Raw genomic sequence first — 25,913 nt, forward strand, 5'->3', positions numbered from 1 at the left:
CGTTTTGGCAGAGCTGAGACCCTTGTCTTCGTCCCGCCGCTGCGGCACATCGGGGCACCTTTTCGAGGAGGCGCATGATGGCCGGCAAGGATGTTCCCGTTTCTCCGCTCGCGCCGAAGCGCCAGCCCAAGGTTCCGGCTGTGCCGGGCGTGCGCTTCGCCACCGCCGAGGCCGGCATCCGCTACAAGGGCCGCACCGACGTCGTGCTCGTCCTGCTTGACGAGGGCTCGCAGGCCGCCGGCGTCTTCACCCGCTCGAAATGCCCGTCGGCCCCGGTCGATTGGTGCCGGGAGAATCTGGCTCAGGGCAAGGCGCGCGCCATCGTCGTCAACTCGGGCAACGCCAATGCTTTCACGGGTCTCAAAGGCCGCGACTCGGTTGCGCTGACGGCGAAAATCGCGGCCAAGGCCGCGGGCTGCAAGGCGGAAGAGGTCTTCATCGCCTCGACCGGCGTGATCGGCGAGCCGCTCGACGCCAGCAAGTTCGAGGGTGTGCTGGCCGATTGCGCCAAGCGTGCCGCCGACGGACCCTGGTTGGACGCCGCCACGGCGATCATGACCACCGACACCTTCCCCAAGGCCGTCTCGCGCAAGGCCAAGATCGACGGGCACGAGGTCGTCATCGCCGGTATCGCCAAGGGCGCCGGCATGATCGCGCCTGACATGGCGACGATGCTGTCCTTCGTCTTCACCGATGCGCCGATCGCAGCGCCCGTGCTGCAGGCGCTGCTGTCGAAGGGCGTCAAAGGCTCGTTCAACGCGATCACGGTCGACAGCGACACCTCGACCTCCGACACGCTGATGCTGTTCTCGACCGGCAAGGCCAAGGCCCGCGGCGTGCCGGAGATCACCGATCCGGCGGATGCCCGGCTCTCGGGCTTCAAGCGGGCGCTGAACGCGCTGCTGCTCGAGCTCTCGCACCTGGTCTGCAAGGACGGCGAGGGCGCCCGCAAATTCGTCGAAGTCCGCGTCGTCGGAGCGCAATCGGCGCGCTCGGCCAAGAAGGTTGCGTTGTCGATCGCCAATTCGCCGCTGGTCAAGACCGCGGTCGCCGGCGAGGACGCCAATTGGGGCCGCATCGTCATGGCGGTCGGCAAGGCCGGAGAGCCGGCCGATCGCGACAGGCTCGACATCTCCTTCGGCGCGATCAAGGTCGCGGAAGCCGGTGCACGCGCCGGCTCCTATGACGAGCAGGCTGTCTCCGACTACATGAAGGGCGAGCACATCGTCATCACCGCCGATCTCGGCCTCGGCCGCGGCAAGGCCACTGTCTGGACCTGCGACCTGACCAAGGCCTATGTCGAGATCAACGGCGACTATCGCTCCTGAGCCTGCCGGCCCTACGGGGCCGAGCAAGGCCTTCATCGTCGGCAATCTCGCTGCCTGCTCCTTCCTCTGGGGCAGCAGCTACCTGTTTATCAAGCTGATGGCGGGCGAGGTCTCGCCCTGGGCGATCGCTGCCGGGCGCGGCCTGCTCGGCGCGGCGACGCTGGCGCTCTTCGTCATGGTGCGTGGCCAGAGCCCGCTACCGCGTCGGCACGAGTTCCGCCACTGGCTGGTGCTCGGCACGTGCAATGGCTGGCTGCCGAACGCGCTCGTCGCCTATGCGCTGATCCAGCTCGCCAGCGGCCCGGCGGCGATGATCCAGGCGGCTGGACCGCTGGTCACGGCGCTGTTCGCGCATCTGCTGTTCGCCGAGGAGCGGCTGAGCCCGCGCCGCCTCGCCGGCGTCCTCGTCGGCATGGCCGGCGTCGCAATCCTGATCGGGCCGCGGCTGGTCGAGGGTGGTGGCTCGGCGCTCAGCGTCTTCGCCATGGTCGGCGCGATGCTCTCCTATGCCTGCGCCAACCTCTATACGCGCGTGGTGCCGCAGAAGGCCGGCGATCCGATCCGGCTCGCGCTCGGCCAGCAGATGGTTTCCGGTTCGAGCGCGTTGCTACTGACGCTGATCTTCTCCGGCGGAGCGGCGCTCGCGGCGCTGGCGCCGCATTGGCAGGCCGTGTTGGCGCTCGGCGTGCTCGCGACGGCGCTGCCGGTGACGTTCTTCATGCGATTGATCCGCGCCGCCGGGCCGACGCGGGCGGCGATGACCGGCTATCTGGTTCCGGCGGTCGCTGCCGTCATGGGTGTGCTCGTCCTCGGCGAAACGCTGGAGTTGCGGCAGATTATCGGAGGTTGCATCATCCTCGTCGGCGTCTTTCTGGTATCGACGGCGCCGGCGGGGGGACGTGCCAGATGAAGAGGATCGCATGCGTGCTGGGCCTTGCGGCCCTGCTAGGCTCTTGCGTCGCGCAGGGGTCGGGGACGGACCCCTCCTTCTCGGCAGAGGAAGCGGCGTTCATCCGCAAGTCCGGGACCGGGGTCATCGTCGGCCATGCCTTCCGGACGCGCTCGAAGGGGCAGGTCGTGAACGCGGCCGGGGAGGTCGTCAGGCTGATCCCGGCGACGGCCTATGCCCGCGAACGCTTCAGCCGCATCTTCGTCAGGACCAAGTTCCTGCCGCACTGGCGTTATCCGAACGACCAGATCGATCCGCGTTATGCGGAATTCACCCGCACGACCAAGTCGACGGCCAGGGGACGCTTCAGCTTCGACAAGGTCGCGCCCGGCACCTACTTCGTCTCGACTCAGGTGATCTGGGGCGAGGAGGATGCGATTTTCCGCGAGGGCGGTTCGGTCTATGACGAGGTCACGCTGACCGGCAAGGAAACCGAACCGGTCGAGGTCATCCTCTCTGGACATTAGTTCTCGCTGTGAAGCTGCTGCTCGTCGTCGCCTGTGCGCTGATCGATTCCGATAATCGCGTGCTCGTCACCCAACGCCCCGAAGGAAAAGCCCTGGCGGGCCTGTGGGAGTTTCCCGGCGGCAAGCTCGAAGCTGGCGAGCGACCGGAGCCGGCGCTGATCCGCGAGCTCGCCGAGGAACTCGGCATCGAAGTGAAAGAGGCCTGCCTGGCGCCGCTGACTTTCGCCAGCTACGCCTATCCCGAATTCCACCTGCTGATGCCGCTCTATATCTGCCGGCGCTGGGAGGGGACGGTAATCTCGGGCGAGGGGCAGGCGTTGAAATGGGTCCGCCCCGGCAAGCTGCGCGAGCTCGCCATGCCGCCGGCCGACGAGCCGCTGATCCCACCGCTGGTCGATCTGCTGGGGGCGTGAGCGGAGCCCGCCATTCTCGGGTGGCGCGTAGCGACGACCCGAGAATCTCGGGACGAGAAGGCGCCAAACCGGAGCCTCTTCCGGCTTGAGATGCTCGGGGCTTCGCCCGAGCATGACGCTTGGTGTACCTGCCGCTCAACGCGGCAGGATGGTCTCGCCCATCAGGTGCTTGTCGATTGAGTGAGCCATCTGGCGACCCTCGCGGATCGCCCAGACCACCAGCGATTGCCCACGGCGCATGTCGCCGGCGGCGAAGACCTTCTCGACCGAGGTCTTGTAGGCCAGCATGTTGGCCTCGACATTGCCGCGCCCGTCGATCTTGACGCCGAGCTTGGCGATGAGCCCGTCGTGAACCGGCGAGACGAAGCCCATCGCGAGGAGGACGAGATCGGCCTTGAGCTGGAACTCGCTGCCCTCGATCGGCTTGAAGCCGGCATCGACCTTGGCGCAATGCAGCGTCTTCACCTTGCCGTTCTCGCCGGTGAACTTGACGGTGCCGACGGCGAAGTCGCGCTCGGCGCCTTCCTCATGGCTGGAGGAGGTCCGCAGCTTCAGCGGCCAGTTCGGCCAGGTCAGCTGCTTGTTCTCCTTCTCCGGCGGTTGCGGCATGATCTCGAGCTGGGTGACCGAGAGCGCGCCCTGGCGTACTGAGGTGCCGATGCAGTCGGAGCCGGTGTCGCCGCCGCCGATGACGACGACATGCTTGCCGCCGGCGAGGATCGGGCGGGCATTGCCCGTCGTGTCTGGTTCGCCGCCATTGCGGCGGTTCTGCTGCGGCAGGAAGTCCATGGCGAACTGGACGCCGTCGAGGTCGCGGCCCTCGATCGGCAGGTCGCGCGGCTTCTCGGCGCCGCCGGTCAGGCCGATGGCGTCATACTGAGCGAGCAGGTCCTGCGGATCGATGTCGATGCCGACATTGACGCCGTAATGGAAGACGACGCCTTCGGCCTCCATCTGGGTGACGCGCCGATCGACATGCGACTTCTCCATCTTGAAGTCGGGAATGCCGTAGCGCAGCAGGCCGCCGGCGCGGCCCTGGCGCTCATAGACATGGACCTCGTGGCCGACACGGGCGAGCTGCTGGGCGGCGGCGAGGCCCGCCGGGCCCGAGCCGATGATGGCGATCTTCTTGCCCGTCTTCGTGGTGGAGGGTTCGGGCTTGATCCAGCCCTCCTGCCAGCCCTTGTCGACGATCGCGCATTCGATCGACTTGATCGTGACCGGGGTGTCCTCGAGGTTCAGCGTGCAGGAGGCCTCGCACGGGGCGGGGCAGACGCGGCCGGTGAACTCGGGGAAGTTGTTGGTCGAGTGCAGGTTGGTCAGCGCCTCCTGCCACTTGTCGTTGTAGACGAGGTCGTTCCAGTCCGGGATCTGGTTGTTGACCGGGCAGCCATTGTGACAATACGGGATGCCGCAATTCATGCAGCGCGCCGCCTGGTCACGGGTCGCCTCCTGGCCGAGCGGGATCACGAATTCCTTGTAGTTGCGAATGCGGTCCGAGGCCGGAAGATACTTCCGGTCGCGGCGGTCGATCTCGAGGAAACCGGTTACCTTGCCCATCGTCTCACTCCGCCGCGACCGAGATGCCGGCCTGGGCCCGCTCGATTTCCAGTAGTGCGCGCCGGTACTCGACCGGCATGACCTTGACGAATTTGGGCAGGTACTCCGCCCAGTTCTCCAGGATCGTCTGCGCTCGCGCCGACCCCGTATATTTCAGGTGGTTGGCGATGAGCTGATGCAGGCGCTCGGCGTCGTAGCCCGACATGTTGGCCATGACGTCGATGCGGCCCTTGAACTCGAGGTCGCCGCCATGGTGGTAGAGGCGCTGGGTCAGCTCCTCCTCTTCCGGCACCGGCTCGAGATCGACCATGGAGAGGTTGCAGCGTTTGGCGAAGCTCTTGTCCTCGTTGAGGACGTAGGCGATGCCGCCCGACATGCCGGCCGCGAAGTTGCGGCCGGTCTGGCCGAGCACGACGACGACGCCGCCGGTCATGTACTCGCAGCCGTGGTCGCCGGTGCCCTCGACCACCGCGATCGCGCCGGAGTTGCGCACGGCGAAGCGCTCGCCGGCGACGCCGCGGAAGTAGCATTCACCGGAGATCGCGCCGTAGAGCACGGTGTTGCCGACGATGATCGCCTCCTCGGCGAGCGCACGCGACTTCGGATCGGGCCGGATGATCAGCTTGCCGCCCGACAGGCCCTTGCCGACATAGTCGTTGGCCTGGCCGGTGAGATCGAGCGTCACGCCAGCCGCGACCCAGGCGCCGAAGCTCTGGCCGGCGGTGCCGGTGAGCTTCACCGTGATCGTGTCCTCCGGCAGGCCGAGCCCACCATGGCGCTTGGCGATCTCGCCCGAGATCATCGCGCCGGTCGAGCGATCGACATTGCGGATCGCGCTCTCGATCACCACCGGAGCGCCGGTGTCGAGCGAGGCACCCGCCTTGGCGATCAGCGTGCGGTCGAGCACCGATTCGATCGGATGGACCTGGCGCTCGACATTGCGGATGGCGACGCCCGCGCCCGGCTCCGGCTTGTGGAAGATCCGGGCGAAGTCGAGCCCCTTGGCCTTCCAGTGTTCGATCGCCTCCTTCTTGTCGAGCCAGTCGGAGCGGCCGACGAGCTCGTCGAAGCTCTTCACGCCCATCTCTGCCATGATCTCGCGCACGTCCTCGGCGAGGAAGAAGAAGAAGTTGATGACGTGCTCGGGCATGCCCTTGAAGCGCTTGCGCAGCACCGGATCTTGGGTGGCGACGCCGACCGGGCAGGTGTTGAGATGACACTTGCGCATCATGATGCAGCCGGCGGCGATCAGCGGCGCAGTGGCGAAGCCGAACTCATCGGCTCCGAGCAGCGCACCGATGACGATGTCGCGTGCCGTACGCAGCCCGCCATCGACCTGCAGGGCGATGCGGCCGCGCAGCTTGTTCATCACCAGGATCTGGTGGGTCTCGGCGAGGCCGATCTCCCAGGGTGATCCCGCATGCTTGATCGAGGTCAGCGGCGAAGCGCCCGTGCCGCCCTCATAGCCGGCAATGGTGATGTGGTCGGCACGCGCCTTGGCGACGCCGGCGGCGACGGTGCCGACGCCGAGCTCGGAGACGAGCTTGACCGAGACGTCCGCGGCCGGGTTGACGTTCTTCAGGTCGAAGATCAGCTGGGCGAGATCCTCGATCGAATAGATGTCGTGATGCGGCGGCGGCGAGATCAGGCCGACGCCCGGGGTCGAGTGGCGGACCTTGGCGATGCGGGCATCGACCTTGTGGCCAGGCAGCTGGCCGCCCTCGCCGGGCTTGGCGCCCTGCGAGACCTTGATCTGCATCATCTGCGAGTTGACGAGATATTCGGTGGTGACGCCGAAGCGGCCCGAGGCGACCTGCTTGATCGCCGAGCGCATCGAGCGCCCGTCTGGAAGCGGCTTGAAGCGCTCCGGCTCCTCGCCGCCCTCGCCGGTGTTCGACTTGCCGCCGATCGCGTTCATCGCCAGCGCCAGCGTTGAATGCGCCTCATGGCTGATCGAGCCGAAGGACATCGCGCCGGTCGAGAAGCGCTTGACGATCGAGACCGCGCTCTCGACCTCGTCGAGCGGCATGGGCTTGCGGCCGAGCTCATCGGCCATCTTAACGTGGAACAGGCCGCGAATGGTCGAGAGCTTCTCGCTCTGGTCGTTGACCAGCTCCGAATAGGCCTTGAACTTGTCGCGGGCGTTGCCGCGCACGGCGTGCTGCAGCAGTGCGATGTTCTCCGGCGTCCAGGCATGCGCCTCGCCGCGTAGGCGGAAGGCGTATTCGCCGCCGATGTCGAGCGTGTCGCGATAGACCGGCGAGTCGCCGAATGCATCGCGATGGCGGCGCACGCTCTCCTCGGCGATCTCGGCGAGGCCGACGCCCTCGATCGAGGAGATGGTACCGGTGAAGTAAGTCTCGATCAGGTCGCTGCGCAGGCCGACTGCGTCGAAGATCTGGGCGCCGCAATAGGACTGGTAGGTTGAGATGCCCATCTTGGACATGACCTTGAGCAGGCCCTTGCCGACCGACTTGATGAAGCGCTTGACCACCTCGTAGCGGTCGACCTCCGGCGGAAACTCGCCGGCCTCCAGCAGCGCTTCGAGCGTCTCGAAGGCGAGATAGGGGTTGATCGCCTCGGCGCCGAAGCCGGCGAGCAGGGCGAAATGGTGGATCTCGCGCGGCTCGCCGGATTCGATGACGAGGCCGACCGAGGTGCGCAGGCCCTTGCGGATCAGGTGATGATGGACTGCTGCCGTTGCCAGCAAAGCCGGGATTGGGATGCGGTCCGAGCCGACCTGGCGGTCGGAGAGGATGATGATGTTGTAGCCGCCATGGACGGCTGCTTCAGCGCGCTCGCACAGGCGGGCGATGGCGCCCTCCATGCCGGCCGCTCCTTCGCGCGTCGGATAGGTGATGTCGAGCGTCTTGGTGTCGAAACGATCCTCGTAGTGACCGATGCAGCGGATCTTCTCGAGATCGTCATTGGTCAGAATCGGCTGGCGCACTTCCAGGCGCTTGCGGCGCGAGGTGCCCTCGAGGTCGAGAATGTTCGGCCGCGGCCCGATGAAGGAGAGGAGGCTCATCACGAGCTCCTCGCGGATCGGGTCGATCGCCGGGTTGGTGACCTGGGCGAAGTTCTGCTTGAAATAGGTGTAGAGCAGCTTCGACTTCGAGGAGAGCGCCGAGATCGGGGTGTCGGTGCCCATCGAGCCGACCGCTTCCTGGCCGGTCACCGCCATCGGCGCCATCAGGATCTTGGTGTCTTCCTGGGTGTAGCCGAAGGCCTGCTGGCGATCGAGCAAGGCGACGTCGGTGCGCGAGGCGCGCGCCTCGACCGGTGGCAGCTCCTCGAGCACGATCTGGGTGCGCTTCAGCCAGTCCTTGTAGGGGTTGGCGAGGCAGAGGGTCTGCTTGATCTCGTCATCACCGATGATGCGGCCTTCTTCGAGATCGATCAGCAGCATCTTGCCGGGCTGGAGCCGCCACTTCTGGACGATCTTCTCCTCCGGGATCGGCAGGACGCCGAACTCCGAGGCGAGCACGACGAGCCCGTCATCGGTGACGAGATAGCGCGCGGGGCGCAGGCCGTTGCGGTCGAGCGTCGCGCCGATCTGGCGGCCATCGGTGAAGGCGATCGCGGCCGGGCCGTCCCACGGCTCCATCAGCGCGGCGTGATACTCGTAGAAGGCGCGCCGGCTGTCGTCCATCAGCGGGTTGCCGGCCCAAGCCTCCGGCACCAGCATCATCATGGCGTGGGCGAGCGAATAGCCGCCCTGGACCAGGAATTCGAGGGCGTTGTCGAAGCAGGCGGTGTCGGACTGGCCCTCATAGGAGATCGGCCAGAGCTTGGAGATGTCGGCGCCGAAGAGCTCGGAGTCGACCGAGGCCTGGCGGGCCGCCATCCAGTTGACGTTGCCGCGCAGCGTGTTGATCTCGCCGTTATGGGCGACCATCCGGTAGGGGTGGGCGAGGCGCCAGGACGGGAAGGTGTTGGTGGCGAAGCGCTGGTGGACGAGGGCGAGCGCGCTCTCGAAGCGTTCGTCGGTCAGGTCCTTGAAGTAATCGCCGAGCTGGGTGACCAGCACCATGCCCTTGTAGACGATGGTCCGGCAGGAGAAGGAAACCGGGTAATAGGTCGCGGTCGCCCGGTCATGGCGCTTGTAGACCTTGTTCGAGACCGACTTCCTGAGGACATAGACTTGGCGCTCGAACTCGTCCTCATCGGTGATCTCGGCCGGGCGGCCGACGAAGATCTGGCGATGGCAAGGCTCGGTCTCCTTGACCGCGTCGCCGAGATCGCTGTTGTCGACCGGCACATCGCGCCAGCCGAGGAAGACCAGGCCTTCCTCCTCGACCGTCTGGGCGACGATCTCCTCGCAGACGGCGCGGTTGTCGGCCTCCTGCGGCATGAAGAACTGGCCGATGGCGTAGTGACCGGGTTCGGGCAGCTCGATGCCGATCCTGGCGCACTCTTCCTTGAAGAAGCGATGCGGGATCTGGGTGAGGATGCCGCAGCCGTCGCCGAGCTTGGGATCGGCGCCGACAGCGCCGCGATGGTCGATATTGTGCAGGATCTGCAGGCCCTGCGCGACGATCGCATGGCTCTTGCGGTTCTTCATGTCGGCGATGAAGCCAACGCCGCAGGAGTCCTTCTCATAGGACGGATCGTAGAGGCCCTGGCGGGCCGGCATGGCCGGGTCACGCACTTCGGGGAAGCGCTCGAAAGCGGCCGTCGTGGCGGTCTTGGCCATCGCGCTCGCCTTGCTGCCTTCGCTCATCGTCACCTCCGCCCGCCTTCAGCCCCGGCAGCATCTGCTTGGGAGCCAACCAAAGTCCGCGCGCCGCCGCGCCGCTGCCGTTCCGGCTTTCTCCCTGCCGAGCAAGGATCGGGCCGGTTCGGCTTTATTCTCGGTTTGCGAAGGTTGCTTGCGCTGGTCTGGTCTTGCGCCCGCGTCCTCCGCAGGCGCCTCGGGCTCTTCGAGCCCTGCCGCGCCTGGTTACGCCGCCGTTTTGCGGGCGGCGCGCGTCGTACGGTTGGCTTTGGCTTTATTCGCCGTACCTCCCGTCATCGTCCGCTCCATCCGCCTGCGCCGGGGCCTCGGCGAGGCCCACTCTGAAAATGGGACAGTATCGCTGTCCTATTGCCTTGACCTTGCCAGAATTCCAATCTGGGCACAAGCGCCGATTTTGCGTTGCAACGACATTTTGTTGCTATCTCTGTTCGGGTCTCGACATTTTCACATCACTGCGGCCGGCAAGCCAAGCCGGAAGTTGTCGGTAGCCGAGATCGGGGCTGCCCTGCGCAAGAGCCGGATCTGATCAGGTTGAGTCAACCTGATCAGTGAACCCGTCTCTCACTTTAAGCTTAGAGACCGTTTTACCGATCGGCTTGCGGTGCAAGCAGATCGGAACGGGCTCCAGAGCCGATTGCGTAGGGACAGGAGGCTGCTTATCCGTCAGGACCCTCACAGCCACCCGCCGGATACAAGCTCCATGAATTTCATCAGCGACAATCTGGCCGGGGCGAGCGCACCGGTGATGCAGGCGATGGCGGCCGCCAATGACGGCTTTGCCACAGCCTATGGCAATGATGCCTGGACGAAGCGGGTCGAAGCCATGTTCGCGGAATTGTTCGAGCGCGAGGTCGCGGTCTTCCTCGTCACGACCGGCACGGCGGCGAATGCGCTGGCGCTGGCGAGCCTGGTCCAGCCTTGGGGGGCGGTGCTCTGCCATCACGAGGCGCATATCGCCGCTGACGAATGCGGTGCGCCCGAGTTCTTTACCGGCGGCGCCAAGATCGTCGGATTGCCGGGCGATGGTTGCAAACTCACTCCGGGGGTCGTCACCGACCAGCTCACGCGCATGCGGGCAGGCGCCGTGCACCAGGTACAGCCGCAGATGCTGTCGATCACGCAGGCGACCGAATGCGGGCTGGTCTATACGCCGGCCGAGATCGCGGCGCTGAAGCAGGCGATCGGGCCGCGCGGATTGAAGCTGCATATGGATGGTGCCCGCTTCGCCAATGCCGTGGTCGCGCTCGGCTCCACGCCGGCCGAGATCACCTGGAAAGCAGGCGTCGACGTGCTCTCCTTCGGCGGCACCAAGAACGGCGCCTTTGCAGCCGAAGCCGTGATCGTCTTCGATCCGGCTGATGCGGTTGAGATGCTGTGGCGCCGCAAGCGCGCCGGGCACACCTTGTCCAAGGGCCGGCTGATCGGCGCGCAGTTCGAGGGGTTGCTGGCCGGTGGCCACTGGCTCGACCTTGCCCGCCACGCCAATGCGATGGCCGCCCGGCTCGCCGACGTCGTCAAGGCCGAAGACAAGCTGCGGCTGGCCTGGGCCTGCGAAGCGAATGAGGTCTTCCTGGTGCTGCCGCCGCAGGTGCAAGCGGCACTGACGGCGCAGGGCACGCAGTACATTGCTTGGTCGGACGGAGCGCTGCCTGTGGGACAAGAGCTTCAGACAGGCGAGGTCGTCGGCCGCTTCGTTTGTTCCTTCGCGACGCGGCAGGACGAGGTCGACCGGCTCGCGGCCGTGCTGGCTGCAGTCTGAAGGCCGAAAAGGGTCCGTTTCCCAGCCGATTCACGCCGCAAGCGCGCCGCAATCCTTACCGAGAACTGAAGGCTGCGATTTTCGTCTGACAGAGGACAGACCATGGCAGTTTTCGTTTCGTCCGCCGCTGTGCCGCGCCCGTTGCGCCGTCGGCTGGCCGGCATTGCCGTTTTAGCGGTTGTGGCGGGCGCGAGCAGCCCAGCCCTGGCGCAACTCGATGACTACGGTAGCGGCTATGCGCGCTACGGCTATGGCTACGACTACGACGATGGTTACGGCTACGGTCCGCGCTACGACTATGTGCCGCGCAGGGCTGCGCCGATCCCGCCGCGCGCGCTGGAACGGGGTGCGGCTCAGGAGTTCGGCCTGCGCGAAGTGCAGCGGACGGTGCGCACCCGTTCGGCCGTCATCGTCGACGGCCTGGCGGCGAATGGCTCGCGGGTGCGGCTCGTCATCGACCGTTTCAATGGCGAGCTGATCGATCGGATCGTGTTGCAGCCGCCGCCGCGGACCGTCAGGCTCGACCCGCGCGAAGAAGACCGTCCGGCGCCTAAGAAATTGACGCCGCGCCCGCCGGAGCGGCCAGCCGTCCTGAAGCCTGCCCAGCCACCGGCTGAGGCGAGTGCGCCCGCGACCGTCGTTCCGCCGTCACCGGCGGCCCCGAAGCCTGATGCGCCAGCGGCAAAACCCACTGCCGTGCCGTCGGTCGCGCCGAGCGACATCGGCAAGCCGAAGCTGGTCAATCCGCAGGATGTCCGGGGGGCCGACGAGCCCGATCGCCTGCCGCCGCTGGCACGGGCGCATCCGAGCGGCATTCCGACACCCGACACGACCCTGCCGCCGGTGCAGATCGAGGAGATGAAGACGGCGCAGCCGAAGCCGGAGACGCCGATCGCGCCGGTCAATCCGCCGAACTAAGGGCTGTGCAGCACGCCTAGACAAAGAGCCTCCCCGGTTTCCCGGGGAGGCTCTCTCGTTTCAGGCAAGCGGTGCTTTCACACCGGCAATGCTACGCGGCCTTCCGGGCCTCAATCACCTTGGCGCCCTGCGCGCCGATCGGAATCAGGCGCGGCTTCTTGGCCTCGGGGATCTCACGGACGAGGTCGATGTGGAGCAGCCCGTTCTCGAGGCTGGCGCCAGTGACCTGGACGTAGTCGGCGAGCTGGAAGCGGCGCTCGAAGGCGCGGGCGGCGATGCCCTGATGCAGGACTTCGCGCTTCTCGGCATCCTCGGCGGTCTTTTTCTCGCCGCGAACGGTCAACGCGTTCTCCTTGCTCTCGATCGAGAGGTCGGATTCACCGAAGCCGGCGACCGCGATCGAGATGCGATAGGCGTTCTCGGCGGTACGCTCGATATTATAGGGCGGATAGCTCGGCGCGTTATCGACGCTGGTGGCCTGGTCGAGCAGCGAGAATAGGCGGTCGAAGCCGACGGTCGAGCGATAGAGTGGGGAAAGATCGTAGGAACGCATGATTGTCCTCCAGAAGAAGCGACAGTTGATCACCCGCCTCATCATGAGCGCGGGCTTGGGGGTTAGGCTCGCGCAGCCGCTTGACGGCCTGCGCAGCAATGATCTGGGTGGCGTTTTCCGGCTTTTCAAGACCGGGTCCAGCTGGGCATAACGAGGCGATGAGCCTGCCGGAGCGCTGATGACCGAGGCCGAATTCTTCCACCAGCCGGATTATCCGGTGCCCGGCCACGGTAAGGTCTGGTTCTCTGAGACCAGCGATGGTGCGCGCCTGCGCCTGGCAAGCTGGCGCCCGAGCGTGCGTCAAAGCAAGGGCACGATCCTTGTCGCGCAGGGGCGGGCCGAGTTCATCGAGCGCTATAGCGAGGTGATCGCCGAATTGCGTCGGCGCGGCTTTCATGTCCTGACCTTCGACTGGCGCGGGCAGGGCGGCTCGCAGCGTTTCACCGGCCGGCAGCGCCGAGGCCATGTCGGTCGGCTCGTGCACTACGAGCGTGACCTCGCTCTGGTCGTGGCACAGATGCAGGAACGCTTTCCGCCACCCTATTTTGTCCTGGCCCATTCGATGGGGGCGGCGCTCTGCCTCGATGCAGCCAGGCGCGGGGCGCTGCCGGTCGTGCGCCTGGTCGCGATCGCGCCGATGCTCGGCATCAGCATGATCGAGAATCCGCGCGGCGCCCGCTGGCTGGCGCGTGTGCTGTACTGGCTCGGCTTCGGCAAGACCTTCGTACCCGGTGGCGGCGATACCGCGATCGGCACCAAGCCGTTCGAAGGCAACCGGCTGAGTTCCGATCCCGTGCGTTATGCTCGCAATGCCGCCCTGTCCGCAGCAGCGCGCGAACTTGCCATCGGCGACCCCAGCGTCGGCTGGGTCCATGCCGCTTTCCAGCTGATGGACCGCCTCGCGCAGCCACGCGCGCCGCTCGAGGTCAGGGTGCCGACGCTGATCATTGCCGCCGGGCGCGATCCTGTCGTGTCGAGCCCGGCGATTGAGCGTTTTGCGGCGCGTCTCAAGACCGGCTCAGCCCTGGTGCTGCCGACGGCACGTCACGAGATCCTGATGGAGAGCGACGCGATCCGGACGCAGTTCTGGGCCGCCTTCGATGCCTTCGTGCCAGGCGAGGATTTGCCGACCGAGACGGTTGTCGAGCCGGCTTCAGCCGTTGAGGAGGGCGAGCGCGGCCTGGTGCAGCGTCCGGTTGCCGGCGGCGAGGATGGTGCCGCCCTGGGCGGCGCTGCCACCATCCCATGAGGTGACGATGCCGCCAGCGCCCTCGATGATCGGGATCAACGCGACGATATCGTAGGGCTTCAGCCCGCTCTCGATGACGAGGTCGATATGGCCGGCGGCGAGCATGCAATAGGCATAGCAGTCGCAGCCATAGCGGGCCATGCGCACGGCGCTCTCGACGCGGCCGTAGGCTTCCTTCTGCCCGTCGGCGAAGAGGTGCGGGCTGGTCGTCATCAGCGTCGCTTCGGCAAGGTTCGTCACTTGGCGCGTATGCAGCGTGCGCGGTCCGTTCGGCCCCTCATAGCGCGCCTTGCGGCCATCGCCGGAGTAGCGCTCGCCGGTGAAGGGCTGGTTCATCATGCCGTAGACCGGTACGCCCTTGCGGGTCAGCCCGATCAGCGTGCCCCAGACCGGGATGCCGGAGATGAAGGCGCGGGTGCCGTCGATCGGGTCGAGCACCCAGACATAGTCCGCCTCGGCATTCTCGGCGCCGAACTCCTCGCCGAGGATGCCATGGGCTGGGAAGGTGCGCTTGATCAGGTTGCGCATCACGTCCTCGCCGGCGCGATCGCCCTCGGTGACGGGATCGAAGACACCGCCGCCGGACTTGTCCTCGGTCGTATGCCTGGCGCGGAAGAAAGGCAGGATCGCCTGGCCTGACAGTGTCGCCAGCCGGGCGACGAACTCAGCGAAATCGACCGCGCTCATCGAGGGTTCCTTCGGCTCTGTCGGCCGCCGTCTTCATGCTGCGAGACGAGCGGGATGACAAGCGCTGCTGGCTCGACGCTGATGGAGCGAGGACAGTTCAGCCCTACCCTGATCCGCAAGATCGTTCAGTGTCGAGCAAAAATGCGGCAGTGATATGCGTGTGGCGCATGTTCTTGTCCCCGCAAACGCTTGCTTTTTTGCGATGCAGCGCGCTATGGTGCACTGCGAAGGGGAGATCGCTTCAAACCTTCGTTGCCCTCCTTGGGCGTTTCCTCCCTAGACTTCGGGCCGCCACGCAAGTGTGCGGCCCTTTTTCTTTTTTGGGTTGTAAGGCGTTGGTGGGGCGGAGGCTTACTCCGCCGCCTGACGCCAATCGTCGCTCCAGCCGCTCCAGCGCGCGAAACATTCGGCCATGGCGGTGCTGATCACCTGCTGAAGGGCGGAGAACCCGCTATTGGGCTCGAGCGTCGCCTCGTTCATGTAGAGCGCGCGGCTGACCTCGATCTGCAGTGCATGCACCCCAGAGCCGGGTGCGCCGTAGTGCTCGGTGATGAAGCCTCCGGCATAGGGGCGGTTGCGGGTCACCTTGAGGCCGGCGCGGGCGAAGGCTTCCTCAGCCGCATCGACGACGAAGCTCGAGGCACTGGTGCCGAAGCGATCGCCGAGGATGATATCGGCCTTGGCAATGCCGTCGCGATCGAGCCCGGTCGATGGCATCGAATGCGCGTCGACCAGGATGCAGCTGCCGAAGCTGGCTTGCGTCCGGTTCACCAGATGGCGCAGCCCGGCATGGTAGGGGCGGTAGAGTTCTTCGATCCGCGCCAGTGCGCTCTCGACCGGGATGCGGCCCGGATAGATCTCATAGGCCTCGCCGACGATGCGCGGGATCGTGCCGAGGCCGCCGGCGACGCGCAGGGACCGGGTGTTGGCGAAGCCGGGTAGTCGGCCCTCGAACATGCGCGGATCGAGCTCATAGGGCTCGCGATTGGCGTCGAGATAGGCGCGCGGAAATTCGGCCACCAGCAATGGGGCGCCAAGCGCGACAGCTGCCGAGAAGAGCAGGTCGACATAGGCGTCCTCCGAGCGGCGCAGCGCCCGGAGCGGCAGGCGCGCGCCCTCGACGAAGGCCCGCGGATAGCGCCGCCCGGCATGGGGCACGTCGACGATGACGGGAACGATCTGCAGCGCCGGCTGGTAGAGCGTGAACGGCCGTTCGATCTCGGCGATCACGTCGTCGGGGCGGGGAAAAGGAAATCCGGCTGGCTGCGTCATGTCACCGAACTCAAGCACAAAGCCGCAGCCGATTGAAGGGGATGCCCTATCGTCATTCCTGCTGCCCGCCTTCACTGGTTGTTTACCGTAATGTCGCCAAATAGAACTGGTTGATCCAACTTGATGTGCGCGGGCGGTGAGTTCGCGTGCGCTGGGCTGGACCGGCGAAGCCCGGAATGGCAGGGACAGCCACCCGGTACGAGGGACGAAGCGAGCGAATCGACTTCCAGCCAGACGGGGCGGGGTGGCGTGGGCTCGGCGCAACAGCACGGATGAAGCAAGGCGCCATGACGAAGATTCTCCTGGCCGAAGACGATAACGACATGCGCCGCTTCCTCGTGAAGGCGCTGCAGAATGCGGGCTATGACGTCGCCTCGTTCGACAACGGGCTATCCGCCTACAATCGGTTGCGCGAGGAGCCGTTCGAGCTGCTGCTGACCGACATCGTCATGCCGGAAATGGACGGCATCGAGCTGGCGCGGCGCGCCACCGAGCTCGATCCGGACATCAAGGTGATGTTCATCACCGGGTTTGCGGCAGTCGCGCTCAATCCGGATTCGCAGACGCCGAAGGACGCGAAGGTGCTGTCGAAGCCCTTCCATCTGCGTGAACTGGTCAACGAGGTCGAGAAGCTGCTGGCGGCGTGACGGCTGGGGGTGTCGGCTTCCTGCAAAGAAGCCGACGAAGCGCCTTGCAAGGCGCGCACTCGTCCGCTATAGCCCCTCCACCTCGCAGCGATGCCGCCTTCGGGCCGGTGTCGTTCCGGATGCCTTCGGGCAAAACGGGCGCGTAGCTCAGCGGGAGAGCACTACGTTGACATCGTAGGGGTCACAGGTTCGATCCCTGTCGCGCCCACCATTTTCTCCTTGGATTTCAAGGACGAACGGCCGCCCCACCCGGGCGGCCGTTTTGCTTTTTGGGCCGATTCGTTTGGCGGTTCAGTTCGCCTGTGACGCGAGCTGCATGCGGCTTTCCTCCTGCAGCCAGTCACGGAAGGCCAGCATGGCCGGCGTCAACGAGCGCGATTGCAGCCAGGTCAGCCAATAGCCGCCGAGCGAGACCTCGATCGGGAAAGGCCGGACCAGCCTGCCGTCATCGAAGTAGCGCGAGAAGAGCAGTGCCGGCATGAGGGCTATGCCTTCCCCGCCGGCGGCGACCTCGGCGAGCGCGATCGACGTGTCGAAGACGGGGCCTCGCGCCTGCAACGGCTCGATCCCGGCCGCCTCGCTCCACAGCTTCCACTCGTCGGCGCGATAGGAGCGAAGCAGGACCTGCTCCATGAGATCGACGGGCTGGCGCAGAGCGGCGGTTAAGGCGGGAGCGCAGACGGGCGTCATCGGCGCGTCGAACAGGCGCAGCACCGCCGTGCCGTGCCAGGCGCCGCCGCCAAAGCGCAGTGCGTAGTCGAGCCCTTCGGCGGCGAGGTCGACGCGGTTGTTGTTGGTGGTGAGGCGCAGATCGATCTCGGGGTGGGCCTGGCGGAAACCGGCAAGGCGCGGCAGCAGCCAGCCGAGCGCGAAGGTGCCGACCGCACCGACATTGAGGACCTCGACCGGGCGCCCGGTCTCAAAGCGTTCGAGCAGCCCAGCGATGCGGTCGAAGCTGTCGCGCAGCGTCGGAAGGAGGCTGCGACCCTCATCCGTCAGCGCGAGCCCGCGCGGCAGGCGCCGGAAGAGCTCGATGCCGAGACGCTCCTCGAGGCTCTTCACCTGATGGCTGATCGCGGCCTGGGTGACGCAGAGCTCGATCGCGGCGCGGGTGAAGCTGAGATGGCGGGCCGAGGCCTCGAAGGCGCGCAAAGCGTTCAGGGGCAGATGCGGGCGGAGCATGGCAAGCCTTAGATAATCTAATGGCTCTATAGAGATATCATCGTTTGCGATTGGGCAAGCCGACGGCGACAAGGGGCCGGACGACGCGCTGGGTAGGCCTTCCGTCCGTCGTAATGACTTCGCCAGACCCGATTCCCTCCGGCGCGAGCATGCCGCTCGCGCGATGGCTTCCGCATGGAGAAAACGATGATCCGACGCCGAGATTTGCTGGTCGCCTCCCTGATGGGCGCACCGATACTGGGCGGGTTGCCCGCCTTGGCCCAAGGACGCGAAGAGGAGGTGCGCGAGGCGCTGTTCGCGCTCGATCGCAAGCATGGCGGCCGCCTCGGCGTCGCGATCCTCGACAGTGGAACCGGCCGAGTCATTGCTCATCGTGGGGAAGAGCGCTTCGCAATGTGCAGTACGTTCAAGTTTGTCGCCGCAGCCTTCGTGCTCGCGCGGGTCGACCGAGGCGAGGAGGAACTCGAGCGGCGCGTCAGCTATAGCAAGGCCGATCTCGTCACCTACTCGCCGGTAACCGAGAAACATGTCGAGAAGGGCCTCACGGTCGCCGAGATCTGTGAGGCGGCGGTGACGCTGAGCGACAACACCGCCGGAAACCTGCTGCTCGATTCCTTTGGCGGGCCGAAGGGGCTGACGGGCTATATGCGTTCGCTGGGCGACGAAGCCTCCCGGCTCGACCGGCGTGAACTGGAGCTCAACGAGGCCACACCCGGCGATCCCCGCGATACGACGACGCCGGTCGCCATGGCCAGCGTTCTGCGTCAGACCGTTCTCGGAGGTGCATTGTCACCGGCCTCGCGCCAGCAACTGACGGCTTGGCTCGTCGCCAACAAGACCGGCGACAAACGCCTGCGGGCGGGGACGCCGAAGGGTTGGCGGATCGGCGACAAGACCGGCACTGGCAACAACAACGCGACCAACGACGTCGGCGTGATCTGGCCGCCGGGGCGGGCGCCGCTGGTCGTGACCGCTTATTATGCCGAGGCGCAGGTCTCGTTCGCCGAGCGCGAGGCGGTACTGGCCGAGGTCGGGCGGTTGGCCGTATCGCTCTGAACTGTAGAAAAATCCTCCGAAATCGCGGGTGCTCGTCAGCTGGCTTTGAAAGGTGACGTCAAAACACCTCTTTCATGGCATGATCCTTCCGAAACCCGCACGGCCTGGAGGATCTGACGATGCGTGCGTCATGGCTTATCGCATTGGGGCTGGCAGCCGCCCTCGGCGGCTGCGTCACCGCAGCCGAGCAGCGCAGCCTCGATGAGGAACGCTGCCGGTCCTATGGCTTCCGCAAGGGGGCGGAGGGCTTTGCCAACTGCCTCATGGAGGTCGATCTCGACCGCTCGGCCTCACGGCGGGCTCGGCTGGAAGCATCCGGCTTCTACGGGCCGTATTGGGGTCCTTGGCCTTATCGGCGCTGGTGAGCCGCAGCTATTCCGCGTCGGCCTGACGGTCGGGCGCCGCATCGCGGAAGGCGGCGAGTTCCAGCGCTGCCGCTTCGGAGCCCAGCAGCCGCGGGAACTTGGTAACATCGACCTTGAAGCGCCTGGCATTGCCGAGCTGCGGCACAAGGCAGATGTCGGCGAGGCTGGGCTGCGCGCCGAAGCAGAACGGGCCGGGAGTGTTGGCCGCGAGCTGCTCGCCGGCCGACAGCCCGTCGACATTCACCGCGGCCGCCCAGGCGAGTGCTGTCTCGCTATCGTGTCCTAGCTCGCGCAGTCGGTTCAGCACTTTGAGATTCTGGACCGGATGGGTGTCGCAGGCGATCGCTTGGGCGAAGGCCCGCACCTTGGCGCGGTCGATCGGATCTTTCGGCAGCAGCGATGGTTCAGGACGGGTTTCCTCGAGCCATTCGATGATCGCGAGCGACTGGGTCAGCACCGTGCCGTCGTCGAGCTCGAGCGTCGGCACCAGCCCTTGCGGATTGAGTGCGAGATAGGCTGGGTCGCGCTGCTCGCCATGGCGCAGATGGTGCGAGACGTGCTCGACTTTGAGGCCCTTGAGATTGAGCGCGATACGCACACGCCAGGCGGCCGAACTGCGGAAATAGCCATGCAGCTTCATTATGCCGCCTCCCATCAGGGCCGGCTCAAAGCGACCGGCTTCAGAAGGTATAGCCGAGGCGGGCGCCGAAATTCGAGGGGCCGCGCGGATTGCCGGCATTGGCGAGCGGATTGTCGGAGCAGCCGGTGGTGCTGAAATGCTCCAGCGTCGCGATCAGGCTCCAGCGGTCGCTGAGGCGGAAGCCGAGGGCGGCGGCGCTGCGTGCGCCGGTGTTGCAGCCGACATTCAGGCGGTTCTCGGGAACGACGAAGCCCGCCTTGCCGTTGTTGACGGCGGCGCCCAAGCTCGCTTCGAGGAAAACCGATTGCGAGACGTCGAAGGTCCAGGTTGCGCCGGCATAGGCGTATTGCGTGCCGTTGACGTTGAGGCTGGAGCCGAGATGGAAGCGCGGCACGAAGGCGTTGGTGAAGCGGTCGTTCAGCGTGGCGACGCGCGGTGTCAGAACCTCGCCGCCAAAGTTGAGCAGACCGCTCTCCCGTCCGCCGGGATTGGCGGCACCGAGGCCGAAGCGGGCCTCCCAGGCCGGAGCAGGTGCTTCCGCTGCGGGGGCATAGCCGAGCGCGCGGCTGCCGCTGCGGTCGCCCTGCGCCAGCGCGGGCGGAGACAGGACCGAGAGGGCAACGAACAGCGACGCGACGCGAACCATGGCGGGTGATTTGGGCTTTCGGCGGAGCTTTTAAAGATTAGAAAAGCGCAGAGAGTGGTGGCCGCAATGTGACGACGCTGTCCTTGTGCACCGCAAAACGATCAACCGGCGCGCCACCAGAGTACGCCGAGGATCACCAGAATCGCGATGAACTGCAGCACCACGCGCAGCCGCATCAGCTTCTGCGAGGTGTTGGAGCTGCCGCCGCGCAGCATGTTGACCAGCCCGAGCAACAGCACGACGGCGACGGCGCCAACAGCGATCGGGACGAGAGCAGAGGAGACGGTCATCGCCGTGCTTTAATCCTCGCGGCGGCGCTTGACCAGCATGGCCGTGGCGGCGAAGCGCCACAGCGGTGGAGAAAGCCTTCAACCTAGCGATAGCGCCGCTGCACGATCAGGTTGGCGGCGATGGTGAGCAGCAGCGTCGCCGTCATCAGGATGAAGGAGATCGCGCCGCCGAAGGGCCAGTTGTTCTGCTGGGCGAACTGGCCGTAGACCAGCGGGCCCATGGTCTGGAATTTCGGTCCGCCGAGCAGGACCGGCGTGGCATAGGCGTTCATCGCCAGGATGAAGGTCAGGATCGTGCCGGCGAGGATGCCGGGCATGGCGAGCGGCCAGAGCACGCGGCGGAACATCGCCGCCGGTCCGGCGCCGAGGCTGAAGGCGGCCTCCTCGACATTGCGGTTGATGCCCTCGATCACGCTCTGCAGCGTCAGCACCATGAAGGGCAGGTTGACCGCGATGATGCCGATGATGACGGCGGTCTCGGTGAACATGATCTCGAGCGGCTGATCGATCAGGCCGAGGCCCATCAGCGAGGCGTTGAGCGCGCCCTTGCTGCCGAAAGCGGTCATCCAGCCGGCAGCGCGCACGGCATTGCCGACGAAGAGCGGCAGCACCACCAGCATGATCAGCAGGTTCTTGAAGCGGCTCTCGGTGCGCGCCAGCACATAGGCGAGCGGGAAGCCCATGATCAGGCAGATGATCGTGCAGATCACCGCGACGCGGACCGTGCGCCAGAGCACGTTGAGATAGAAGCCGTCGGTGAAGAACTTGACGTAGTTCTCGATGGTCAGCCCGTCGACCATGAACTGACCGGGGATGAACTGGTTGAGCGAATAGCGGAACAGGATCGCGACCGGGCCGATCAGCCCGATCGCGACGAAGATCGTCGCCGGGACGACGAGCATCCCGGCGAGATTGGTGCGGGCACCCGCGACGGGTTCGGGGGCGATGCTCACCCCTTGAACACCTTGTCCCACCATTCCTTCATTGCCGAGTCGTTCTTGGCGAGGAAGGCGTAGTCGAGATCCTTGATGCGCTTCTCCTCATCGGGGGTGAAACCGATGCGCTTTTGCAGGTCGGGCGCGACGGAGAGGCCGGAAACCGTACCATTATAGCCCATGTCTACGGCAAAGGCCTCCTGCGGCTCCTTAGCGAGCATGGCGTTCATATAGGCGTAGGCATTGTCCTTGTTCGGGGCGTTCTTGGCGATGACGAAGCCGGAGACGTAAGCCGGGATGCCCTCGACTGGCGAGACCGCCTCGCAGGGGATGCCGGCGTTTTGCCATTGCACCACACGCGCCTTCCAGATCGCGCTGATGCCGACCTCTTCGTTCTTCATCGCCTGGGCGAAGGCCTCGTTGGTCGGGTAGACGCGCGCGCCGGCCTTCTTGACCGCGAGCAGGACCTCCTTGGCCTTCTCGATGTCGTTCATGCTGGCGCCATTGGTGGCGGCCATCGAGGCGGCGATCATGATCGCCTGGTACTGGATGTCGATGAAGCCGATCTTGTTGCCCCATTTCGGATCGAGCCAGTCCTTGAAGCCGGTCGGGGCCGGGCTGATCAGCTTCGGATTATAGATGACGACGTTGCCGGAATAGATGTGTCCGATGCCGTACGGATACTTCATCGTCGGCAGGAGGTTCTTGGCGTTCGGGATCTTCGAGTAGTCGAGGGTCTCCGTCGCGCCGGCCTCGTTCATCTCGAACATGTTGGCGGCGGAGAAGCCCTGGATGTCGACGGTGCCGCGCGGCAGGCGGCGCTCGGCCACCATCTTGGCGCGGCGCGGCGCATCGCCGGCCTGGTCCTGCACCACTTCGAGCCCCTTGGGCTTGAGCAGCGGATCCTCGATGTTCTTGGTCAGCAGGCGGGCATAGTCGCCGCCCCAGGTGCCGACCACGACCTTGCCGCCGGATTGCGCCTGGGCGGCATCACCGAGGGCAGGCATCGCGACCGCGGCGCCGGCCAGGCCCTTCAAGACATCGCGTCTGTCGATCTTTTTCATGTTCGTTCCCCGTTGGACGCCTGTCGAGCGGGCCTAAGGCTCGCGTGGATAGACGAGCCCGGCGTCTTCGGCCCAGCCTATCGTGATCATGTCGCCCGGCTTCGGCTCGGCCGCACCGGGGCGATTGGGCACCTGCAGCAGGATGCGGTCCTGCTCGGTCAGCCGGACGTCGATATCGAGCAGCGCGCCGAGATAGGAGACGTGCTCGACCCGGGCCTGGAAGCGGTTGGGGCAGCTTTCAGCCTCCGCGCCGATGGCGAGACGTTCCGGCCGGAGCGCCAATGTCGCCGGGCCGGCAGCGGTCGCCTTGCAGCTGATGTCGAGGCCGCCGCCGCTGCGGAAGCGCCCAGCCTCGGCCATCGCGCCGTCGAGGAAAGCGCTGCGGCCAATGAAGCCGGCGACGAAGCGGTCGGCCGGTTTCTCGTAGAGCTCGCGCTGCGTGCCGATCTGGCGGACCTTGCCCTTCTCCATCACCACCAGCCGGTCGGCCATGGTGAGGGCCTCTTCCTGGTCGTGCGTGACCATGATCGTGGTGAGGCCGAGCTTGCGCTGGAGGTCGCGGATCTCGACGCGGACCTCCTGGCGCAATTTGGCGTCGAGATTGGAGAGGGGCTCGTCGAGCAGGAGAACGTCGGGCTCGATGGCGAGCGCGCGTGCCAGCGCGACGCGCTGCTGCTGGCCGCCGGAAAGCTGGCGCGGATAGCGTTCGTCGAGGCCGGTCAGGCGGACGAGCCGCAAGGCCTCGGTGACCCGTGGTGCGCGATCGGCCGGCGCGATCTTGCGCATCTCCAGCCCGAAGGCGACGTTCTCAGCCACCGTCATATGCGGGAACAGCGCATAGGACTGGAAGACCAGGCCGCAATTGCGCTTCCAGGGCGGTAGGTTGGTGACGTCGCGCTCGCCGATGGTGATCTTGCCTGCCGTCGGCTGGATGAAACCGGCGACCATGCGCAAGGTCGTGGTCTTGCCGCAGCCGGAGGGGCCGAGCAGGACGAGGAACTCACCGTCGGCGATGTCGATGCTGCAATCGTCGACGGCGGTGAACTCGCCATAGACCTTGCGCAGATGCTCGATCGAAAGCTTCGCCATGTTCAGACCACCCGGCTCAGCTTGACGTAACGGTCGGTGATGATCATCGCCGCTCCGATCAGGACGATCTGGATGACCGAAGCGGCAGCGACCGTCGGATCGATCTTCCATTCGAGATATTGCAGGATCGCGATCGGCAGGGTCGTGCGCCCAGGTCCGACCAGGAACAGGCTCATCTCAAGATTGCCGAAGGAGGTGACGAAGCCGAACAGCGAGCCGGCGACGAGGCCCGGCCTGATGCTCGGCAGGGTGACGCGGCGAAAGGTCGTCCAGGGGCCGGCGCCGAGATTCTGCGCGGCTTCCTCGATGGTGCGGTCGAAGCCGGCGAGGCTCGCCGTGACGAGCTTCACCACCCAGGGGATGACGACGAGGCTATGGGCGGCGACGAGACCGCCAGCTGAGCCCATCACCGGCAGGCCGGTCGCGATCTCGGTCTCGATCTGGAAGACATAGAGCGAGGTACCAAGCACGATGCCCGGCATCACCAGCGGCAGCAGCAGCAGCGTGTTGATGGCGGGGCCCAGCGCGATGCGGTGGCGCATCAGGGCAAGGCTCGCGGGCACACCCAGCACGAGACCGATCAGGGTCGCCGACACGCCGACCTGCAGGCTGAGCAGGAAACCGTCGACGAAGGGTTTGTTGTTCGCGGCCGCCTGGAACCACTTCAGCGAGTACCCTTCCGGCGGGAAGGAGGGGATCTCCTGGCGGAAGAAGGCGAGCCAGAAGACGAAGAACAGCGGCAGCAGGATGAAGCCGAGCGAGAGCGTGGCGGCGCCATTCAGCGCGATGCGTCCCAGGCTCAATCGCGCGGCGCTCAAATTGCTGCCCTCTTCATCGTCTCGTGCCCGTCCTCAATGCAGCGTATTCTTGTGGAATGCGCCACCTTTCATGATCAGCGGCAGCTTCGCACCCTGGTTCTGGAACAGCTCCAGGCTCTTCAGCGGATCGCCATCGACCAAGATGATATCCGCATAAGCCCCTGCACGCAGCGTGCCGAGCTTGCCTTCCATGCGCAGCAGCTGGGCGCCGACGGTAGTCGCCGAACGGATGATCTCGATCGGCGACAGCACCTCGCGGCGCAGCAGGAATTCGCGCGACTGCTCGGCCTGGAGCTGGCCGAGCAGGTCCGAGCCATAGGCGACCGGCACGCCGGCGCGTTTGCAGATCTCCAGCGACTTCAGGCCGCCATCGATGACGAGGTCGTTCTTGGCGAGCATCTCGGCATTCATACCGAATTCGGCGGCACGTTCCTTCATCGCGTAATAGGCGACGAGGTTGGCGGTCAGGAACATGTTGTTCTCGGCCATCAGCTTGGCCGAGGCGTCGTCGATCAGGTTGCCGTGCTCGATGGCACGCACGCCGCATTGCGCGGCGCGGGTGATGGCTTCTGGCGTATAGGCGTGGGCGCAGACATAGCGGCCGAAGGCCTTGGCCTCGGTCACAGCCGCGGTGACCTCCTCGACGGTGAATTGCATGGAGTCGAGCGGGTCGTAAGGACTGGCGACGCCGCCGGACATCATAATCTTGATGTGGTCGGCACCGAGCCGCATCTGCTCGCGCGTCGACTTGATGACCGAAGAGACGCCGTCGGAGATGTTCATCGTAAAGGCCATCGCGTTGCAGCAATGGCAGCGTGCGCCGAAATCGGTGCGCCGGCGCGGGTCGCTATGGCCGCCGGTCGGGCCGATCGCGGCGCCGGCGATGAACAGGCGCGGGCCGGCAATGTCGCCCTTCTCGACCGCTTCCTTGATGCCCCAGTCGGCGCCGCCAGTGTCACGGACCGAGGTGAAGCCGCGGTCGATCATGCCTTTCATCAGGCGTGCGGCGCGGGCGGTGGCGAGCGTCAGCGGCACGCTCTCCAGCAGGCGGATATAGACCTCGGAGAGCATGACGTGGACATGGCTGTCGATCAGCCCGGGCATTAGCGTGCGCCCGCCGCAGTCGATCACATCAGCCTTGTCGGCCTTGATCGGCTTGTCGGAAACTTCGCGGATCAACTCGCCTTCGACAAGCAGTTCATGACCCTTGCGCAATTCGCCATGGCCTGGCTCCAGCATCGCGAAATTGCGGAACAGGACCTGCGTCATGGCGGCGTCTCCCGGCGAA

Annotated in this window: 25 protein-coding genes and 1 tRNA gene; 12 read left to right on the top strand and 14 right to left on the bottom strand. The window is 65.9% G+C overall.

Going from position 1 to position 25,913, the window contains the following annotated elements:
* Positions 1 to 74: 74 nt before the first annotated feature.
* Genes argJ through mutT form a run of 4 tightly spaced genes read left to right on the top strand, consistent with a single transcriptional unit; the run spans position 75 to position 3,157 of the window.
* Entirely contained in the window at positions 75 to 1,328 is a 1,254-nt protein-coding gene (argJ, locus tag BLM15_RS23775) for a bifunctional glutamate N-acetyltransferase/amino-acid acetyltransferase ArgJ (RefSeq protein WP_126115071.1), read from the top strand.
* Positions 1,297 to 2,238 (top strand): DMT family transporter, encoded by a 942-nt coding sequence (locus BLM15_RS23780; protein ID WP_126115072.1) that lies wholly within the window; start codon positions 1,297 to 1,299, stop codon positions 2,236 to 2,238. Before argJ ends, BLM15_RS23780 begins: the two co-directional genes overlap by 32 nt.
* Complete coding sequence (locus BLM15_RS23785) at positions 2,235 to 2,744, top strand: carboxypeptidase regulatory-like domain-containing protein (RefSeq protein ID WP_126115073.1); 510 nt, start codon at positions 2,235 to 2,237, stop codon at positions 2,742 to 2,744. The genes BLM15_RS23780 and BLM15_RS23785 overlap by 4 nt, the downstream gene beginning before the upstream one ends.
* Before the next feature lie 8 nt (positions 2,745 to 2,752).
* On the top strand, positions 2,753 to 3,157 hold the full coding sequence (gene mutT, locus BLM15_RS23790) for an 8-oxo-dGTP diphosphatase MutT (RefSeq protein ID WP_126115074.1): 405 nt from the start codon (positions 2,753 to 2,755) through the stop codon (positions 3,155 to 3,157).
* A gap of 135 nt (positions 3,158 to 3,292) precedes the next feature.
* On the opposite strand, the gene BLM15_RS23795 is transcribed toward mutT, so the two are convergent.
* Positions 3,293 to 4,717, bottom strand: a complete 1,425-nt coding sequence (locus BLM15_RS23795) for a glutamate synthase subunit beta (RefSeq protein ID WP_126115075.1) — start codon at positions 4,715 to 4,717, stop codon at positions 3,293 to 3,295.
* A gap of 4 nt (positions 4,718 to 4,721) precedes the next feature.
* The gene (gene gltB / locus BLM15_RS23800; RefSeq protein WP_126116329.1) at positions 4,722 to 9,413 is read right to left on the bottom strand and encodes a glutamate synthase large subunit; all 4,692 of its coding nucleotides are present in this window, start codon (positions 9,411 to 9,413) and stop codon (positions 4,722 to 4,724) included.
* On the opposite strand from gltB, the gene BLM15_RS23805 reads away from it, so the two are divergent.
* The 3 genes from BLM15_RS23805 (at position 9,406) to BLM15_RS23815 (ending at position 12,132) form a co-directional block, all read left to right on the top strand.
* Complete coding sequence (locus tag BLM15_RS23805; RefSeq protein ID WP_126115076.1) at positions 9,406 to 9,981, top strand: hypothetical protein; 576 nt, start codon at positions 9,406 to 9,408, stop codon at positions 9,979 to 9,981. The two genes, gltB and BLM15_RS23805, sit on opposite strands and share 8 nt — an antisense overlap.
* Positions 9,982 to 10,155: 174 nt before the next feature.
* Positions 10,156 to 11,214, top strand: coding sequence for a threonine aldolase family protein (locus tag BLM15_RS23810; protein ID WP_126115077.1), 1,059 nt, complete (start codon positions 10,156 to 10,158; stop codon positions 11,212 to 11,214).
* Positions 11,215 to 11,316: 102 nt separating this feature from the next.
* On the top strand, positions 11,317 to 12,132 hold the full coding sequence (locus BLM15_RS23815) for a hypothetical protein (protein ID WP_126115078.1): 816 nt from the start codon (positions 11,317 to 11,319) through the stop codon (positions 12,130 to 12,132).
* Between the two features lie 91 nt (positions 12,133 to 12,223).
* Here the strand turns inward: BLM15_RS23815 and BLM15_RS23820 are convergent, their stop codons facing one another.
* Complete coding sequence (locus BLM15_RS23820; protein WP_126115079.1) at positions 12,224 to 12,685, bottom strand: Hsp20 family protein; 462 nt, start codon at positions 12,683 to 12,685, stop codon at positions 12,224 to 12,226.
* 178 nt (positions 12,686 to 12,863) lie between these two features.
* Here BLM15_RS23820 and BLM15_RS23825 point away from each other — a divergent pair, with 178 nt between their 5' ends.
* On the top strand, positions 12,864 to 13,934 hold the full coding sequence (locus BLM15_RS23825) for an alpha/beta fold hydrolase (protein ID WP_126115080.1): 1,071 nt from the start codon (positions 12,864 to 12,866) through the stop codon (positions 13,932 to 13,934).
* Here BLM15_RS23825 and hisN read toward each other — a convergent pair.
* On the bottom strand, positions 13,839 to 14,621 hold the full coding sequence (gene hisN / locus BLM15_RS23830) for a histidinol-phosphatase (protein WP_126115081.1): 783 nt from the start codon (positions 14,619 to 14,621) through the stop codon (positions 13,839 to 13,841). The two genes, BLM15_RS23825 and hisN, sit on opposite strands and share 96 nt — an antisense overlap.
* A 351-nt stretch (positions 14,622 to 14,972) precedes the next feature.
* The gene (locus BLM15_RS23835; RefSeq protein ID WP_126115082.1) at positions 14,973 to 15,893 is read right to left on the bottom strand and encodes an N-formylglutamate amidohydrolase; all 921 of its coding nucleotides are present in this window, start codon (positions 15,891 to 15,893) and stop codon (positions 14,973 to 14,975) included.
* A 287-nt stretch (positions 15,894 to 16,180) separates the two neighbouring features.
* On the opposite strand from BLM15_RS23835, the gene cpdR reads away from it, so the two are divergent.
* Both cpdR and BLM15_RS23845 read left to right on the top strand, forming a co-directional pair.
* The gene (gene cpdR / locus BLM15_RS23840; protein ID WP_038363805.1) at positions 16,181 to 16,540 is read left to right on the top strand and encodes a cell cycle two-component system response regulator CpdR; all 360 of its coding nucleotides are present in this window, start codon (positions 16,181 to 16,183) and stop codon (positions 16,538 to 16,540) included.
* A 136-nt stretch (positions 16,541 to 16,676) separates the two neighbouring features.
* Positions 16,677 to 16,751, top strand: a tRNA-Val gene (locus BLM15_RS23845).
* Between the two features lie 80 nt (positions 16,752 to 16,831).
* On the opposite strand, the gene BLM15_RS23850 is transcribed toward BLM15_RS23845, so the two are convergent.
* Positions 16,832 to 17,722, bottom strand: coding sequence for a LysR family transcriptional regulator (locus tag BLM15_RS23850; protein ID WP_126115083.1), 891 nt, complete (start codon positions 17,720 to 17,722; stop codon positions 16,832 to 16,834).
* Positions 17,723 to 17,908: 186 nt separating this feature from the next.
* Between BLM15_RS23850 and bla the strand changes: the two genes are divergently transcribed.
* Entirely contained in the window at positions 17,909 to 18,778 is an 870-nt protein-coding gene (gene bla, locus BLM15_RS23855; protein WP_126115084.1) for a class A beta-lactamase, read from the top strand.
* A 113-nt stretch (positions 18,779 to 18,891) separates the two neighbouring features.
* On the top strand, positions 18,892 to 19,143 hold the full coding sequence (locus BLM15_RS23860; RefSeq protein ID WP_442859469.1) for a hypothetical protein: 252 nt from the start codon (positions 18,892 to 18,894) through the stop codon (positions 19,141 to 19,143).
* Between the two features lie 7 nt (positions 19,144 to 19,150).
* Here the strand turns inward: BLM15_RS23860 and maiA are convergent, their stop codons facing one another.
* The 8 genes from maiA to BLM15_RS23900 form a co-directional block, all read right to left on the bottom strand.
* Positions 19,151 to 19,783: a maleylacetoacetate isomerase gene (maiA, locus tag BLM15_RS23865; protein WP_126115086.1), complete on the bottom strand. Its 633-nt coding sequence runs from the start codon at positions 19,781 to 19,783 to the stop codon at positions 19,151 to 19,153.
* A gap of 40 nt (positions 19,784 to 19,823) precedes the next feature.
* A complete protein-coding gene (locus BLM15_RS23870) occupies positions 19,824 to 20,429 on the bottom strand; it encodes an acyloxyacyl hydrolase (protein WP_126115087.1) in 606 nt (201 codons plus the stop codon).
* A gap of 101 nt (positions 20,430 to 20,530) precedes the next feature.
* The gene (locus BLM15_RS23875; RefSeq protein WP_126115088.1) at positions 20,531 to 20,719 is read right to left on the bottom strand and encodes a twin transmembrane helix small protein; all 189 of its coding nucleotides are present in this window, start codon (positions 20,717 to 20,719) and stop codon (positions 20,531 to 20,533) included.
* A gap of 83 nt (positions 20,720 to 20,802) precedes the next feature.
* Positions 20,803 to 21,672 carry an ABC transporter permease gene (locus BLM15_RS23880; RefSeq protein ID WP_236846400.1) on the bottom strand — a complete coding sequence of 290 codons (870 nt, stop codon included), beginning with the start codon at positions 21,670 to 21,672 and terminating at the stop codon, positions 20,803 to 20,805.
* Entirely contained in the window at positions 21,669 to 22,718 is a 1,050-nt protein-coding gene (locus tag BLM15_RS23885) for an ABC transporter substrate-binding protein (protein WP_126115089.1), read from the bottom strand. The genes BLM15_RS23880 and BLM15_RS23885 overlap by 4 nt, the downstream gene beginning before the upstream one ends.
* Positions 22,719 to 22,751: 33 nt before the next feature.
* Positions 22,752 to 23,807 (bottom strand): ABC transporter ATP-binding protein, encoded by a 1,056-nt coding sequence (locus BLM15_RS23890; protein WP_126115090.1) that lies wholly within the window; start codon positions 23,805 to 23,807, stop codon positions 22,752 to 22,754.
* 2 nt (positions 23,808 to 23,809) lie between these two features.
* Complete coding sequence (locus BLM15_RS23895; protein ID WP_206438563.1) at positions 23,810 to 24,610, bottom strand: ABC transporter permease; 801 nt, start codon at positions 24,608 to 24,610, stop codon at positions 23,810 to 23,812.
* Positions 24,611 to 24,658: 48 nt separating this feature from the next.
* Positions 24,659 to 25,894, bottom strand: a complete 1,236-nt coding sequence (locus BLM15_RS23900) for a metal-dependent hydrolase family protein (RefSeq protein WP_126115091.1) — start codon at positions 25,892 to 25,894, stop codon at positions 24,659 to 24,661.
* Between the last annotated feature and the right edge of the window lie 19 nt (positions 25,895 to 25,913).

This window comes from Bosea sp. Tri-49, from assembly GCF_003952665.1.
Classification (GTDB): Bacteria; Pseudomonadota; Alphaproteobacteria; order Rhizobiales; family Beijerinckiaceae; genus Allobosea.